At 45.9% G+C, this 15,796-nt stretch carries 13 protein-coding genes; 3 read left to right on the top strand and 10 right to left on the bottom strand.

What is annotated here, in order from left to right; all coding sequences use genetic code 11:
- Window positions 1-2: 2 nt before the first annotated feature.
- Window positions 3-1,616 (bottom strand): citramalate synthase, encoded by a 1,614-nt coding sequence (gene cimA / locus WH96_RS18340; RefSeq protein WP_047765686.1) that lies wholly within the window; start codon window positions 1,614-1,616, stop codon window positions 3-5.
- Between the two features lie 253 nt (window positions 1,617-1,869).
- Here cimA and WH96_RS18335 point away from each other — a divergent pair, with 253 nt between their 5' ends.
- Both WH96_RS18335 and WH96_RS18330 read left to right on the top strand, forming a co-directional pair.
- Window positions 1,870-2,298, top strand: a complete 429-nt coding sequence (locus WH96_RS18335; protein WP_053006129.1) for a DUF805 domain-containing protein — start codon at window positions 1,870-1,872, stop codon at window positions 2,296-2,298.
- Window positions 2,299-2,366: 68 nt separating this feature from the next.
- On the top strand, window positions 2,367-3,017 hold the full coding sequence (locus tag WH96_RS18330; protein WP_047765685.1) for a LysE family translocator: 651 nt from the start codon (window positions 2,367-2,369) through the stop codon (window positions 3,015-3,017).
- Window positions 3,018-3,124: 107 nt separating this feature from the next.
- On the opposite strand, the gene WH96_RS18325 is transcribed toward WH96_RS18330, so the two are convergent.
- The 6 genes from WH96_RS18325 to WH96_RS18300 all read right to left on the bottom strand — a co-directional run bounded on the left by WH96_RS18325 (window position 3,125) and on the right by WH96_RS18300 (window position 11,315).
- Entirely contained in the window at window positions 3,125-3,868 is a 744-nt protein-coding gene (locus tag WH96_RS18325) for a DUF3726 domain-containing protein (RefSeq protein ID WP_047765684.1), read from the bottom strand.
- A complete protein-coding gene (locus WH96_RS18320) occupies window positions 3,865-5,565 on the bottom strand; it encodes a hypothetical protein (RefSeq protein WP_047765683.1) in 1,701 nt (566 codons plus the stop codon). The genes WH96_RS18325 and WH96_RS18320 overlap by 4 nt, the downstream gene beginning before the upstream one ends.
- A 97-nt stretch (window positions 5,566-5,662) precedes the next feature.
- Window positions 5,663-6,631 carry a LysR family transcriptional regulator gene (locus tag WH96_RS18315; protein ID WP_047765682.1) on the bottom strand — a complete coding sequence of 323 codons (969 nt, stop codon included), beginning with the start codon at window positions 6,629-6,631 and terminating at the stop codon, window positions 5,663-5,665.
- A 94-nt stretch (window positions 6,632-6,725) separates the two neighbouring features.
- A complete protein-coding gene (gene cysS, locus WH96_RS18310; RefSeq protein WP_047765681.1) occupies window positions 6,726-8,111 on the bottom strand; it encodes a cysteine--tRNA ligase in 1,386 nt (461 codons plus the stop codon).
- 135 nt (window positions 8,112-8,246) lie between these two features.
- Window positions 8,247-9,578 carry a glutamate--tRNA ligase gene (gene gltX, locus WH96_RS18305; protein WP_047765680.1) on the bottom strand — a complete coding sequence of 444 codons (1,332 nt, stop codon included), beginning with the start codon at window positions 9,576-9,578 and terminating at the stop codon, window positions 8,247-8,249.
- 21 nt (window positions 9,579-9,599) lie between these two features.
- The gene (locus tag WH96_RS18300; protein ID WP_047765679.1) at window positions 9,600-11,315 is read right to left on the bottom strand and encodes an NAD+ synthase; all 1,716 of its coding nucleotides are present in this window, start codon (window positions 11,313-11,315) and stop codon (window positions 9,600-9,602) included.
- A gap of 273 nt (window positions 11,316-11,588) precedes the next feature.
- Between WH96_RS18300 and WH96_RS18295 the strand changes: the two genes are divergently transcribed.
- Window positions 11,589-12,368 carry an SDR family oxidoreductase gene (locus tag WH96_RS18295; RefSeq protein ID WP_047765678.1) on the top strand — a complete coding sequence of 260 codons (780 nt, stop codon included), beginning with the start codon at window positions 11,589-11,591 and terminating at the stop codon, window positions 12,366-12,368.
- A 97-nt stretch (window positions 12,369-12,465) separates the two neighbouring features.
- Here WH96_RS18295 and WH96_RS18290 read toward each other — a convergent pair whose 3' ends face one another.
- Genes WH96_RS18290 through WH96_RS18280 form a run of 3 tightly spaced genes read right to left on the bottom strand, consistent with a single transcriptional unit; the run spans window position 12,466 to window position 15,516 of the window.
- Window positions 12,466-12,909, bottom strand: coding sequence for a SufE family protein (locus WH96_RS18290; protein WP_047765677.1), 444 nt, complete (start codon window positions 12,907-12,909; stop codon window positions 12,466-12,468).
- A gap of 10 nt (window positions 12,910-12,919) precedes the next feature.
- A complete protein-coding gene (locus WH96_RS18285) occupies window positions 12,920-14,104 on the bottom strand; it encodes a nicotinate phosphoribosyltransferase (RefSeq protein ID WP_047765676.1) in 1,185 nt (394 codons plus the stop codon).
- Window positions 14,105-14,130: 26 nt separating this feature from the next.
- On the bottom strand, window positions 14,131-15,516 hold the full coding sequence (locus WH96_RS18280) for a class II 3-deoxy-7-phosphoheptulonate synthase (protein ID WP_047765675.1): 1,386 nt from the start codon (window positions 15,514-15,516) through the stop codon (window positions 14,131-14,133).
- Between the last annotated feature and the right edge of the window lie 280 nt (window positions 15,517-15,796).

Here is a 15,796-nt window from a genome sequence, read left to right as displayed (position 1 = left end):
GTTTAAATGCTTTTGGCTTTTTCATGGAAAAGCTTCCATGTAATGCCATCATTTATCGCATTATAAGACGCATCAATAATATTTGGTGACACACCGACTGTTGTCCATCTACGCCCTGTGCTGTCCCCTGATTCAATCATCACACGAGTCACCGCTCGCGTTCCATCCTGTGGCGTTAGAATGCGCACTTTATAATCAAGTAGGACCATGTCCTCAAGTTCCGGATAGAAAGGCAGCAAGGCTTTCCGTAGAGCACAATCCAACGCGTTTACCGGACCATTACCAGTCGAGACTTCCATGATTTCATTCCCACCGACGTCCAGACGGACTGTGGCTTCTGATTCAGTCACCAGATTATGCTTTGCATCCCAGCGTCGATCATCCATTACACGAAAGCGCGAAAGCACGAAATATTTGGGAACTTCGCCAAAGGCCCGTCGCGCTAATAATTCAAAACTGGCCTCGGCACCATCATAGGAATAGCCTTCGTATTCACGATCTTTTACCCGTTGCAGCAAGGTTGTCATCTTGCCGTTATCCTGAACATCAAGATTGATATTCATATCCCGGAACATCGCCAAAACGTTCGAACGTCCCGCCTGATCCGACACGACAATATGACGCCTATTCCCCACATCTTCCGGATTGATGTGTTCATATGTCTTGGGATCTTTTTCAACAGCCGAAACATGCAATCCACCCTTATGCGTAAAGGCAGACTGTCCGACATAAGCGGCGTTACTGGATGAAGCACGGTTCAGGCGCTCATCCAACATATGAGACACAGACGTCAAGCGTTTGAGTTGCTCTTCACTAACACCGACATCGTAGGTTGTTTTAAGCTTTAGCGATGGTATCAGCGAAACAAGGTTTGCATTGCCACATCGCTCGCCCAATCCATTAAGAGTTCCCTGAATTTGACGCGCGCCTGCTTCAACCGCCGCCAGTGAGTTCGCAACCGCGTTCTCAGTATCATTATGACAATGAATGCCAAGATGCGTTCCGGGGATTTTATCCGTCACGTCACTCACGATTTGGCGGATTTCCTGTGGCAATGTCCCGCCATTGGTATCACAAAGAACGATCCAGCGCGCCCCGGCGTCATAAGCAGATAAAAGGCAGTCCATGGCAAACTGAGGATTTGCTTTGTAGCCATCAAAGAAATGTTCCGCATCGAACATCGCTTCGCTTTTACGCGCTTTCAGAAAAGCAATGGACTCGCCAATCATGTCGATGTTTTCTGTTCTTGGAATATCCAACGCAACATCCACATGGAAATCCCACGTCTTACCCACAATGCAGGCAGCATCAGCAGCCGAATTGACCAACGGCGCAAGTCCCGGATCATTTTCAGCAGACCGCCCGGGACGTCGTGTCATTCCAAAAGCAACGAATTGCGCTCCTTTAAGATCAGGACGTTCGTTAAAAAACTCATTATCCGTCGGATTGGCCCCCGGCCATCCCCCCTCAATATAATCAACGCCAATCGTATCCAATCCCATGGCAATCGCAATTTTATCAGCAACAGAGAAATCAACTCCCTGTGTTTGCTGTCCATCACGCAAAGTGGAATCAAACAGAAATACGCGGTTTTCGCTTAGGGTTCCTGACGACATTTTATTACAAGTTTCTTTGTGAAATTGATTTATACCTGCTTTTGACCATACAGATACGAAAAGGTCAATGTTCCAGCCATAATTCTTGACGGCGTTAACACCTGAATTACTTGCGGGATATTTCTCAATTACGATACAAATGTCCGAGATAAAAACGATAGAATCACAACTATAATAATGTTATGTAGACAACCGACTTAAATCGTTCTTAAGTGAGTTTCTATTTTGTTCAATGAATCTGGGGGGATTTTTTATGACAGATTCCACAATGACACAGCCACCCGTGGCTTCAGGTAGCCAGGACTTTTCCTGGAAATGGTTTTTACTTTCTGCACAAGGCAGAATTACACGTTCTGATTATTGGCTTCGTTACTTTTTACCTTATTTTGTAATCTTGATTATTACTATAATTTTTGATCAATTTGCGGCAATAAATGATGGGTACCCAGTATTAACCATCATCTTTTTCCTGCTATCAATTTATTCAACTATTGTTGTCCAAATCAAACGTTGGCACGATAGAGATAAAAGTGGATGGTGGATTTTGATTAACTTAGTTCCATATATTGGCGGTATTTGGGCGTTAGTCGAAAATGGCTTCCTGAGAGGAACAGCAGGTCCAAATCGTTTTGGCCCTTCACGTTTCCCGGAAGAACAGAATATCAACGAAGTTTTTGAATAAAGCTTTTCATTGATTATAAAGCCCGTAGGATGAACCAAATCCTACGGGCTTTATTATGAGTATTAAGCATGCCACAGCTTCTTCCTGATTTGTCGTTACTTATTCCCTTCATTCTTGCCGGGATCGCCTTGAATTTAACGCCCGGCGTTGATATGGCCTATGTTCTTGCCAAGACAACAGATCAGGGGAAGAAAGCAGGGTTACTTGCTGCTTTAGGTATTAGCTTGGGATCAATGGTACATGCCACAGCTTCAGCACTTGGAATATCAGCACTTCTTGCTGCGTCGGAGACTGCTTTTCTGACACTCAAAATTGCGGGTGCGATTTATCTTTTTTATATCGCATATAAAATTCTAACGTCCCAGCCACAACGTCCCACAAAAAACGGGACACAATCACATTCATCCAGATATAAAAATGGACGTATTATTATGGAAGGCGCCATGACCAATCTTTTAAACCCTAAGATCGGTCTTTTTATGCTCGCCTTTCTTCCCCAATTTATCGATGCAGCGCCTCAGGACGTGGTGCGGCAAACACTCGCCTTAGGACTTCTGTTTAATATCAACGGCTACATTGTTTTTGTCGTGCTTATCCTCCTGACCTCTTTCGCGGCAGCAAAGGTGAAAGCAAGTCAGCGTGTCAAAACATTGCTGCGTTGGGCGACGGCAACAATTTTAGGTGGCATGGCTATTCGCATTGCCTTTACCAGTAACTAAAAAGACAATCACGCTACAAACTATCATTTTCAAACTCTTGGGGCTATTACTCTTCGAGAGTAATAGCCCCACAACGCTTCATTGTTTACGTCATCAAGCTTTCTTTTCTAATCACCCGGTCCTGCACCTGCACGGGACTGTTTACTGTCAGGAACAAGAATAGGCCAAGCAGCCATATTCAAAGCACCCCAGCTATTTTGCTCAACAGAAATGCCCTTTTCCAATGCTTCCATATAATTAGCAGAAAGTTGAATTGCTGAATAATCAACATGTCTTAATTCTGGATGCTCGGCCTGATGTCCGATCGCATCTGCCAGAAAGGCAGGGCTTGTTGTACAAATTATTGTAACTGTAGAATAATCAGACTGGCTATCACACTGCTCCTTTTCCGTCACCCAGTAATTCGGGAAAATAGCACCGCGTTCAAAACTTACCCCATGTGATCCAAAATTATCCATCCAGTAAGCCGCAACATATACACCCTTTTGCGCAATCAAGGACAAACAGTGCAAAATTAACTTGGGATAGAGACATTTTTCAAGTTGGACAATGGCAAAACCAGATTTCTGTGCTTTTGAAAAAGCCAAATTTGCAGCCAGTATTCCGTGTTCACATACATCAGCACCACCAGCATTGATAACAGCAAGATCCGAAGTTTCGAACAATAGACGTGGCGTCGCATCCCCTTTTGATCCCAAAGGTGGTAATTCAATATCATCAAATCCACCCAAGCCACACATATGCGACCATGTGATCATTTGAGAAGCATCATCATAATCACCAATATGATGGCCAGCCCCTTCGTAAGCCCGTGACAAGGCAGTAATCATCTCATTCCGGGAAACCTTCATTTTCTGTTCTCCTCTAGAACGGGTTTAAGAGGTAAAAACCAACTGCCATACGGTTGACCAATATCACTGACTAACGGTGCTCCTTGATACATCGTATTACGCACCCATAATTTTGATCTCGGATCAAATTTACTAACGCCAAAGAATGCGAGTTTACACCGCAACATATCCATTGGTCGTATATTACGATCTGAAAGATTGGCTTGAATTTCTGCAAATCGGTGTTTTGTCATGGTTTGAACGCGACGCACGATACTTTTTTGAGATGGATGTCTTAGCAAGAAATGAATGACATCACTTTCAGGGTATTCTTTGACATCATCAATCAAGAGGTCATAACAATCACGAACCCGTCGTCCAATCGGCAACGGCATCTGTTTCTCGACACCAGGATCAGCCCCGATAAACCCAAGCCTGGGTTCCAGTTTCTCTTCAGATCTATACCAAAAAGCATCACAGGCCTCAGGCTTTGAAAAATCAATATCCAATGCCCAGCCATATCTTTCTTCAATCAATTTGGATAAGGCTTTTGTCGAGACTTCCGGATCCAGTACCGGATTAGGAACAACAGTGCATGTTTCTTCTAAATCATTCACCAGTTCAGGATGAATCTCCATACAAATGGAGTGAATTAATTCCTGTGTTTCCAAGCTCCAGGTCTGTTTGGCATGAACAGATAAAACACTCCATGTATCAAGTTGACCTTCTTGTGCAGATAACCAACTTTTAACTTCAGCCAATTCTTTTACGAGTATTTTATTTCGTTCTGTTTGTTCTTGATCCTCAGTATTGGTTTCCTGGAAATGTATAGCAGCGCGCTTCAGTAAATCATGAAACAGCTCAACACGCCTTGTTGTTGGGCGTACTTTATGCAGAACCTGAACCAATGCAGTCTCACGCATTTCAATCCACTGGCTTAGCAGTTCACCATGATTCACCAAATATGGTGCCATTCCTAATCCAGTTGAATTTCCAATACCGAAATATCGCTTGATCTGATCATCAATTGCGACCGCCTTATCTCCGGCACGCTTCTTAGCAATGTGTTCGATTTGATCCAGGCTGAACTGACGTAGCAAATAACAAATAAACATTTCCGGGGCGAAGGGACGATTAAAGTCCTTGAAATTTTTACTGACTTTATTCCAATCAGCCATGCCAAGTTTTCCGCTACCATAAACTGCGGTTGTTCGATAAAGGTAACCAACTTGCGCGATACGATCAACGTTTGGTTGTCGCCCTGCGCACAGCTCATTCAAAACATAGTCAAATAGGCGAGAGCTTCTGTTTGCACGGGATAAACTAAAGACACGCGCATCTACACGTCCAGCTTCCTGTATCGGAACATTTTGCCTTAAATTTTCCAGCCATACATCATCGACCACACCTTCACACAACGCCATCGTCAAATCCCAACGCGTGGCAATGACGCGATCGCTTCGATCTTCATCGGAAAGATGATCAGAAAACAGTACAAAACTGAATGTATCATTAGGTGTTGTTATCCGATAAATGGCCGTTCCATAACCATTTTCATCCAAATCAAAAAGCTGATGTTCAAATCTCCACTCTTCCTTCATAATTCTGCGCACCAAAGTTCGCATAAAACTGAGAGTTGATGAGTGTATAGAGCCTAAGCGCTCTAGGTTCATGACTTCGGCTTCTGGCCGCATTTTTATTGCTATTGAAGAAAGCATGTAAATCCTCCACTATTTTCATAATGAAAATCTTTGTGGATTCATGAAGAGAAGTGAAATTTAAAAAAAAGATTTATTTATAAAAAAAACAAATAAATTACCCTGCAAAGCTTGTTGCCATAACAGTTTTATTTGGAAATTTGGAACATATTTGATTTCTCTCTTGAAGAAGAAAGGCGATCAGGATCTCAGTTGCTTTTGAAAGAGGCTTTTTTTTATGAGTAACAAAATAAAGATCGCGATACAAAATCGGCTCTTTTAATTCCTTATAGACAACTGAAGGATTCAAATAATCCGGGCACGCAAGAGCAGGCAACGCAGAAACAGCTTCGCCGTTTTCGATTATTCCAGCCAAAGCAGCAATTGTTAGAACAGTGAATTTTGGTGAAAATACTGATTCAGGAAAATCATTTTTACTATACATCAAACGACTAATGCCAGTATCCGCTGCCATACCAACAAACTCAAGATCACTCAAATCATCCCATTTATATGGCCCGGAAGATCTGGCAAGTGGATGCGTATTACGACAAATTAAACCAACACGATCCCGAACAAACGGTATATAATTCAAATCAGGATCGGGGTTCCAAATATTTGAAACCCCAAAGTCAACTTCACCAGACAGAACCTGCTGGAAAACCCCTTTTGCATTATCATCATAGACACGCACATCAGTATCTTGTTGTACTTCTGAATAACTACGCATCGCTTCCGGCCATATTCGTACAGCGACAGAAGGAAGCATTGAAACTTTAACGCATTTTTCCTGTTTTAATGCATCAGTACGGGCAGAAATGATTGCAAGATCAATGTCCTGCAGAACTCGCTCTGCTTTTGGTAAAAAATCTTGCCCTTGCTGCGTAAGTGATACCAATCTCGTCGTTCGTTGCAGCATCGCAACTTCGACAATACTCTCAAATTGCTTGATGCATAAAGTCAGAGCAGGTTGAGACATAGCCAACTGATCTGCAGCACGACTAAACGAACGACACTTAGCGATACAAACAAAAGCACGAAGGTGCTTGATTGATAAATTTCTTGCAATCTTGGTGCTTACGGACATGCAAAAATAATATCAATATTCACAATCAACACAATAATTATATAGCCGCATTAATACGCAAAATAACGTCTAAAACCACGCTATTTTCAGTCGATTATTTTCGGCGCCAGGTTGTTCCTGATGGGCTATCCAACAGTTCAATTCCCTGAGCAGCCAACTCATCACGAATGGCATCAGCACGGCCAAAATCTTTAGATTTTTTGGCCTCGATACGCTCAGCAATCAATGCCTCGATATCCTGACTGTCATCGCCATCGCCTTTGAACCACACTTCGGGGTCCTGCTGGAGTATACCCAACAGTTTTCCGCCCGCCAAAAGCTGTCCCTTAAGCTGGGCAATAACCTTGCGGTTCTTTTTGCGGTCGTCCGTGGTTTTGTTCAACTGCGTGGTAATGTCATGCAACACAGACAATGCCAATGGCGTATTCAGATCGTCTTTCAGAGCTTCAAGGAAAGAATCCGAAACCTCTTCGGTAGAGGCATCAATCTTCTCAACAGACTGTATAGCGCCGTAGAAACGGTCAAGCTGCGTTTTAAACTCAGCAACCTTTTCACGGGTGATGTCCAACGGTTGACGATAGTGACCAGACAACAAGGTCAAACGCAGTGCTTCACCATTCAAACCTTCGTCCAGAAGCTGACGCACGGTAAAGAAGTTTCCAAGGGACTTGGACATCTTCTCGCCATTCACCACGACATAACCATTGTGCATCCAGTAACGGACATAAGGCTTTTCATTGCAGCACTTGGATTGCGCAATTTCATTTTCATGATGCGGGAAGGTAAGATCCAATCCACCACCATGAAGATCAAAGGTCTCGCCCAGATGAACACGGGACATGGCTGAGCATTCGATGTGCCAGCCCGGTCGGCCTTTACCCCACGGGCTTTCCCAACCAGGTTGCTCATCATTACTCGGTTTCCATAGCACAAAATCAGCAGGGTCTTTTTTATAGGGCGCAACCTCAACACGGGCACCGGCAATCATATCATCGCGATTGCGACGAGATAGCTCACCATAATCCGCCATAGATTGAACAGAAAAGAGCACGTGCCCTTCCGCCTCATAGGCATGTCCTTTTTCAATCAGCTTTGCCGTCATGTCGATCATTTCCTGAATATGATCCGTCGCACGTGGTTCGATATCAGGAGGAAGCGCCCCAAGCGCCGCCATGTCGTCATGATAGGCTTGTGTTGTACGCTTGGTAATGCTTTCGATCGGTTCACCCGATTTCAGGGATGCATCAATAATCTTATCTTCAACATCTGTGATGTTACGGACATAGGTTACATGTTCCGCGCCATATACGTAGCGCAGCAAACGTGCAAAGGTATCAAAGACAACAACAGGGCGGGCATTACCAACATGCGCCAGATCATAAACGGTTGGTCCACAGACATACATGCGCACATTTTTAGGATCGATTGGCTCGAAATCCTGCTTTTCACGCGCAAGAGTATTATGGACTTTAATCGTCATCGTCTTTTCCCGAAATCTAGGGGTTGAATAAAGTGATTGTATAAAAGAAAGAGGTTTATATTAAACCCCTTTCACGAATATACGCCAATAATTTTAAGTGTCGCTATAGCGACAACTATGCTGACAGCCTTTATTTTAGGCTGTTTGACCTTTGAGACGCGCTTCAGCACGTTCACGACCAATAACAGGCAGAAGCTGAGCCAATTCCGGGCCATGTTGCTGACCGGTCAAGGCTTTGCGAAGCGGCATGAAAAGCTGTTTACCCTTACGCCCTGTTTCGTTTTTAAGAAGAGTAGTCAAGGCTTTCCATGTGCCCTGATCCCAATCTCCCTCTGGCAGCTTTTCAGCCGCCAGTGACAGGAATTCAGCATCTTCATCCGCAATATCCGGTGTCACAGCACCCCGACAGATGTCAAACCAAGACTGCGTATCGGACAGCTTCTCAAGGTTTGGACGCACAACTTCCCAAAGATCCTCGTCGAAACCATCCTGCAGACGAGATTTAATCGCTGCAAAATCTGCATCATGCAGAACCTTGGCATTCAAGTGTCCTAGTTCAACAGGATCAAAGCGCGGTGTCGCGCGACCAAAGCGGGCAATATCAAACAATTCAGTTAAAGCTCCAGGTGCCTGACGAACTTCAATAGGATCAGGCGTACCAAGGCGCGCCAGATAGCTATTCAAAGCCATCGGCTCAAAACCTTCTTCCTCGCGAAGAGATTCCAGGCTTAAACTGCCAAGACGTTTAGAGAGGCCTGAACCGTCCGCACCAACCATTAGGGAGATATGTGCGAACTCAGGAACCTTGCCACCAAGAGCTTCAAACAGCTGTACCTGTACGGCTGTGTTGGATACATGATCTTCGCCACGCAACACATGCGTAACGTCCAATTCAATATCATCAACACAGGATGTCAGTGTATACAAAGGACGACCATCTTCCCTGATAAGCACAGGATCGGTCAGATGCTGACCTTCAAAATGCACGTCACCACGGACAAGATCTGTCCAGTCAATATCCTTGTGTTCCAGCTTAAAACGCCAATGGGCTTGACGCCCCTCAGCTTCATACTTCGCAATATCTTCCGGTGTTAACTTCAAAGCCTCACGGTCATAGATCGGTGGACGACCAGCCTGCAGAGCGATCTTTCTCTTCAGACCGAGTTCATCAGAAGTTTCGTAACAAGGATAAAGGCGACCATCTGCTTTCAGCTTTTCAGCTGCCAGTTCATACCGATCCATACGGTGAGACTGAACAGCAAATTCATCCCACTCTAGGCCCAGCCATTTCAGATCTGTTTGAATAGACTTCGCATATTCTTCCGTCGACCGTTCAGTGTCCGTGTCATCCAGACGAAGCAAGAAGCTCCCACCTGCTTTTTTGGCCATAAGCCAGTTCAATACCGCAATACGGGCGTTTCCGGCATGTAGGCGACCCGTTGGGCTAGGAGCAAAGCGTACTTTCATGAACTCGTCTTTATCTCTAATTTATCTGTTTGTAAGACCGCGAAACGCATTCGTGATCGGATAACGTCGATCACGGGCAAGGTCGCGAATTGTTACGCGAACACCCGGCGCTGATTGACGGCGTTTATATTCTGCAAGGTCTAACATACGCCAGACCCGACGAACAGTGTTCTCGTCATATCCCCGTGCGAGAATATCCACAAGAGGTAATTCTTCTTCGATGAGACACTCCAGAATACCATCCAGAATATCATATTCTGGCAAACTATCCTGATCCGTCTGATCTGGCTTCAACTCTGCTGAGGGGGGTTTGGTGATAATCCTATCCGGCATCACAGCACCATCAGGCCCGAGAACGTCATCTGGTTTATGTTCATTACGCCAGCGAGAAAGCGCAAAAACCTTGGTTTTATAAACATCTTTCAGGGCGTTATAACCACCACACATGTCACCATAAAGCGTTGCGTAACCCACCGACATTTCTGATTTATTCCCTGTGGAAAGCACCATATAGCCAAGCTTGTTGGAAATGGCCATCAGCGTTAAACCGCGAGATCTCGCTTGAATATTTTCTTCGGTTGTATCCGCTTCGGTACCCGCCATAACCGAGGCCAGCATTTCTTCGAATGCCTTCATTGCCGGGCCAATTGAAATAGAATCGTATTTCACCTCCAGAAGTTCGGTGGCACGTTTTGCGTCCTCCAGACTTTCTTTGGACGTATAGGGCGATGGCATCATGATACAGCGCACACGTTCCGCCCCAATCGCATCTACAGCAATAGCGGCAGAAAGTGCGGAATCAATCCCTCCCGACATGCCAATGACAATACCCGGGAAACGATTCTTGCGGATATAGTCACGAACACCAACCACTAGTGCACGGTAAACAGCCGCTAGCTCTTCTTCAGGCGCAACGGTTTGTGAGGACTGACATTCCCATTCACCATCAGCATTCTTCAGCCATTCAGTTACCATGAAGTGCTCGTCAAACATGGGGGCCTGCGCCTTAAGGCTACAATCCGCATTCAGAACAAAAGAACCACCATCGAACACAATGTCATCCTGTCCACCTACCATATTTAGATAAGCCAATGGGAGTTCACATTCCTTGATACGTTCAATAGCCAAAAGCTGGCGCGTATCTGTTTTACCAGCGTTAAACTGAGATCCATTGATTCCAATCAACATCTCTGCACCAGCTTCGGCAAGCGTTTCGCAAACATCGGCATCCCACATATCTTCGCAGATAAAGACACCAATACGAACACCACGAAATGAAAATGGTCCCGTCAAAGCACCCTGCTTGAAAACACGCTTTTCATCAAAAACACTATAGTCACAAAGGAAATGTTTGCCTTTCCATCCGACAAGGCTTCCCCCATCCAAAAGGACAGCAGCGTTATAGATTTCTGATCCAGCTGTCGTGAAGGCTTTCTTGAAAGGGTTTTCCTGTAGTTTCACATCCGGCATTGGTGCACCGACCAATATCCCAGGCCCACCATCAGCGGTATCAGTCATGAGGCTACGTAGTTCAGCCTGTGCCTCAAGCAAGAGTTCAGGCTTCAGAACAAGATCTTCCGGTGGATAGCCCACCAGACTAAGTTCAGGCGTAACCAGCAAGTCCGCACCAGCATCCGCTGCTTTCTGGCGGGCAGCACGAATGAGATCAGCATTCCCACGGATATCGCCGACTGTCGGGTTCATTTGCGCAAAGGCAATTGTCAGTTTTTCACTCATGTCAGCTTATTACCTCTATACAGGTATGGCGGCAAGGATAAGAGACAGTATTTATCCCAGAAATTCATTTAGAGATTCATCCCAGAAGCCTACATATACTCATAATGAGTATATGTAGGCTTCTTTCACACCAAAAACAAGTTACAAAGTGAAGTGCAAAATAATGTACGAAAGATCAAAGATTTGAGCTTGCAGTATTACCCAAGAAGCCCAAAGCTTAAGGAATGAAGATCCCCCTAAGGAATCCTCACCATACGTATCAGGGAGATAAAGATGGATTTAGGTATCGCAGGTCGCAAGGCCATTATCTGCGCGTCCTCCAAAGGACTTGGCAAAGCCTGTGCAATGGAACTGGCAAACGAAGGCGTTGAAATCGTTATTAACGGACGAACACCGGATTCACTGGAAGCCACAGCAGAAGAAATTCGTAATGCAACAGGAACAGTAGTCACAACCGTCGCCTGTGATGTAACTACAGCTGAAGGGCGCACTCAGTTGCTCGCTGCATGCCCTGATCCTGATATTTTGGTGAACAATGCTGGTGGCCCTCCCCCTGGTAATTTCCGTGATTGGGAAGGCGAAGAGTGGCACAAAGCTTTGGAAGCCAATATGGTCACCCCTATTCTGCTCACCAAAGCTGTGATCGACGGGATGATTTCTCGCAAGTTCGGACGCGTTGTGAACATTACTTCCGGCGCCGTAAAGGCGCCCATTTCAATTCTGGGATTATCCAATGGGGCACGATCCGGCTTAACTGGCTTTGTGGCAGGTCTTGCCCGGGAAGTTGCCGCGAACAACGTAACAGTAAACAACCTACTCCCTGGTCCATTCGAGACAGATCGCTTGACGGCGACACTAGAAAGCGCGGCAAAAAAGAACGGCACCACACTTGACGAAGAATGGACCAAGCGTCGGTCATCAAACCCAAGTAAACGATTTGGTAAGCCAGATGAATTTGGAGCCGCTTGTGCGTTCCTCTGCAGTACACGTGCAGGCTTTATAACAGGACAGAACTGGCTATTGGATGGAGGATCCTACCCCGGAACATTCTAATTGCGCTCACAACTCAATCCATAAAATCATAAAAAGCTCGCAGAGACATTCCTGCGAGCTTTTTAGTTTTAACACTGCTACAAATAAATTGCTGGCCTCAGCAATAGCTTTCGGCCGTTGCTTGAATGCGTTTTACCATCGCATGTAAACCATTGGCACGGTTTGGGCTAAGGTGTTGTGAAAATTCCAAGCGTGCAAGGATATCGTCAATATCAATCGACCTGATTTCCTGTGCTGTCTTGTTTGAAAAAATCATCAGAAGAACAGCAACAAGCCCGCGCACAATGTGTGCATCGCTATCTGCAATAAAGCTCAAACGTGGCGGCATGTTCTCATCCACATTACACACAAGCCAAACTTGACTGGTACACCCCTGAACACGTGATGCCTCCGTCTTAAGCGCATCGTCCATAGGGGTAAGCTTTCGCCCCATCTCGATGATATATCGATATCGCTCTTCCCAATCATCAAGGAATTCAAAGCTATCGATCAGATCTTCGATGGATGTGTCTAATGATGCATCCTGAACCATTTCAGTCATTATTGCCTATTTACTTTCTAATCAGGAACTCTCGTCCCACCTTCACACGGGGAACGTTATCATATTCTACAATATCAGCCGTCGCATAGGTTTCAGACCAGCGATTAGGCAGATAACTTCCTGTACCCACAACATCAAGTGGTGCCTCAGCCTCAGCCATCAAGCGGCACTTAGCCGGACTAAAACCAGACGAGGCAACAATCTTGACTTTGGTAAAGCCTTCTTGATCCAATGCTTCCCGCATTGTCCAGATCGCAGCAGCTGACACACCCGGCCCAACCAGATAGCGAAGTTCTTCTTCGTTTCGGTAGCCACGGATTGCCCGCGGCACATTGCGCTCAAGAACCGCGTAAGAACTCGGCGGATCAAGCGTTTCGACAAACCGACTTCCCGCTGTATCCAGACGTACAGACAACAGGCCTTCAGCGGCACGTTTTGGAAAGCGACGGCAAACCGTCAACGCATCAGTAATCTCACGCGCAAAATAATCCACCAGAACGGTCATAGGATCACCCGGAAAGGTCTCATCGAACATTTCCGCAGCTTTCAAGGTCGATCCTGCATAGCCAATCAGGGCATGCGGCATCGTGCCCATGCCGCCATCCTGTCCAAAGTAATGCGCGGTTGCATCCGTTGCATTGCCAACGAAACCAACGGCCCCGTTTTTACGCTTGGCTCGATCTGCCCCGACAGAAGCCGCATAGGCCATAATTTCGGCCATATCAGTTCCCGCACAGTGACGGGCATCCATTGCCAGAAAAGCAACAGAATGAAGATCAGAACACATGGTAAAGGCATTGTAGGCCGCCACACAGGCAGGACCAAGACGCTGTAACAACAGAGTTTCAAGGTCGACTAGATGTGTAAGAGATCCGGTAAGATACATAATCGGTTCACCGGCACCAACCCAGCGTCCTTCGGCATAACGAAGATCTATTTTAAGATCAAAGTCACGCTTTAACGCCATCTCTTCCAGCCACTTGATAACAAGCCCCGGCGCAGATACGACAGGACGCCGCATAAAGATGGCATAGGTCACCTTTTGATCACCAAACTTTTCAACGACCTTCTTACTTCGATTGAAATAATGGTCGGTCCAAGCCGTGATGTCTTTATCTTCAACAGGCCAGAGGGAGGATCGCTCCTCCCTCTGGTGTTTTCCCTGCTGACTTTTTTCGTGCGTACTGTCAGGCATTATGCTTACCCGCTAATCGTCATAACCTAAGACGCTTGCGCGACAGGTGAAGAAGAACGACTTTCGCGCTCGTCTTTCAACTGTTCTGCAATCAGGAAGGCCAACTCAAGTGACTGGCTCGCATTCAAACGCGGATCACAATAGGTGTGATAGCGAGCAGAAAGATCTTCATCTTTAATCGCCTGCGCCCCACCAATACACTCGGTCACATCTTTACCCGTCATTTCGAAGTGAACGCCACCTGCATAGGTGCCTTCCGCTTTATGAACAGCAAAGAAGTTGCGAACCTCTGCCAGAACCCGATCAAACGGGCGTGTTTTGTAACCGCTGGAAGATTTGATGGTATTGCCATGCATAGGATCACATGACCAAACCACTTTCTTGCCTTCGCGTTCAACCGCACGAATCAACGCAGGTAGATGCTCTTCGACCTTGTCGTGCCCCATACGAACGATCAGGGTCAAACGTCCCGCATCATTGTTCGGGTTCAAACGATCAATAAGTTTCAACAAATCATCCGGGTTAGACGTCGGGCCACATTTCATTCCGATAGGGTTATGAATGCCACGCATAAATTCAACATGCGCTTCATCCAGATGCCTTGTACGATCACCAATCCACAGCATGTGTGCGGAACAATCGTACCAGTCACCTGTCAAACTATCCACGCGTGTCAGGGACTCTTCGTAATTAAGAAGAAGTGCCTCATGGCTGGTGTAGAAGTCAGTCTCGCTCAATTGAGGAACCTTGTCTTCGGTAAGACCACAAGCTTCCATAAACCCGATAGCTTCATCAATACGCTGTGCCAGAGCTTCATAACGATCTGACTGTGCAGAGTTACGAACAAAATCATGATTCCAATCGTGAACCTTACGAAGGTTGGCATAACCGCCCTGCGCAAAAGCCCGCAACAGGTTCAGAGTGGAAGCAGATTGATGGTACGCTTTTACCAAACGCTCCGGATCAGGAATACGTTCCTCAGGTGTGAAACCAATACCATTGATAATATCACCACGGTAACTTGGAAGCTCTACGCCATCAATTGTTTCGGTGCCGGCTGAACGTGGTTTGGCGAATTGTCCCGCCATACGGCCAACTTTAACAACAGGGCAAGCTGCCCCAAAGGTCAAAGCCACAGCCATTTGCAGCATTACCTTAAAGGTATCGCGGATATTATCGGGGTGGAACTCGGCAAATGCCTCTGCACAATCACCGCCCTGTAACAGGAAGGCGCGGCCTTCGGCCACTTCACCAAGTTGTTTACGTAGTCTGCGTGCCTCGCCTGCAAAAACCAGTGGCGGTTGGCCCGCCAAGGTTTTTTCCACGGAATCTACTACAGCAGAATCCGGGTATTCGGGCACTTGCCGAATATCCTTGGCGCGCCAGGAATTAGGTGTCCATTTCGCGCTCATTTACAATACCTCTAAATTACACAATATAATTTCACGTTTGACAGTTTTAATCGTCTTTTCTGTCCTTTACCAGCACAAAGCCTTACTTATCTTATATATTCATCAAAAATACATATCTCAGGCATAGCCCCAGTACAGAGGATACTCTTGATATAGGCATTTATATTTCAAATTTCACCGGAATTTCATTTGCAGCAAAGCTTGTTCATGATTAATTGATAGCGATTCGCATTTATAGCTACCGTTATTTGAAACAGTTCAGGCGACGGGCTATAAATCT

This window comes from Kiloniella spongiae (genome assembly GCF_001026905.1).
GTDB classification, from domain to species: Bacteria; Pseudomonadota; Alphaproteobacteria; order Kiloniellales; family Kiloniellaceae; genus Kiloniella; species Kiloniella spongiae.
This window is presented reverse-complemented; position numbering and strand designations above follow the sequence as displayed.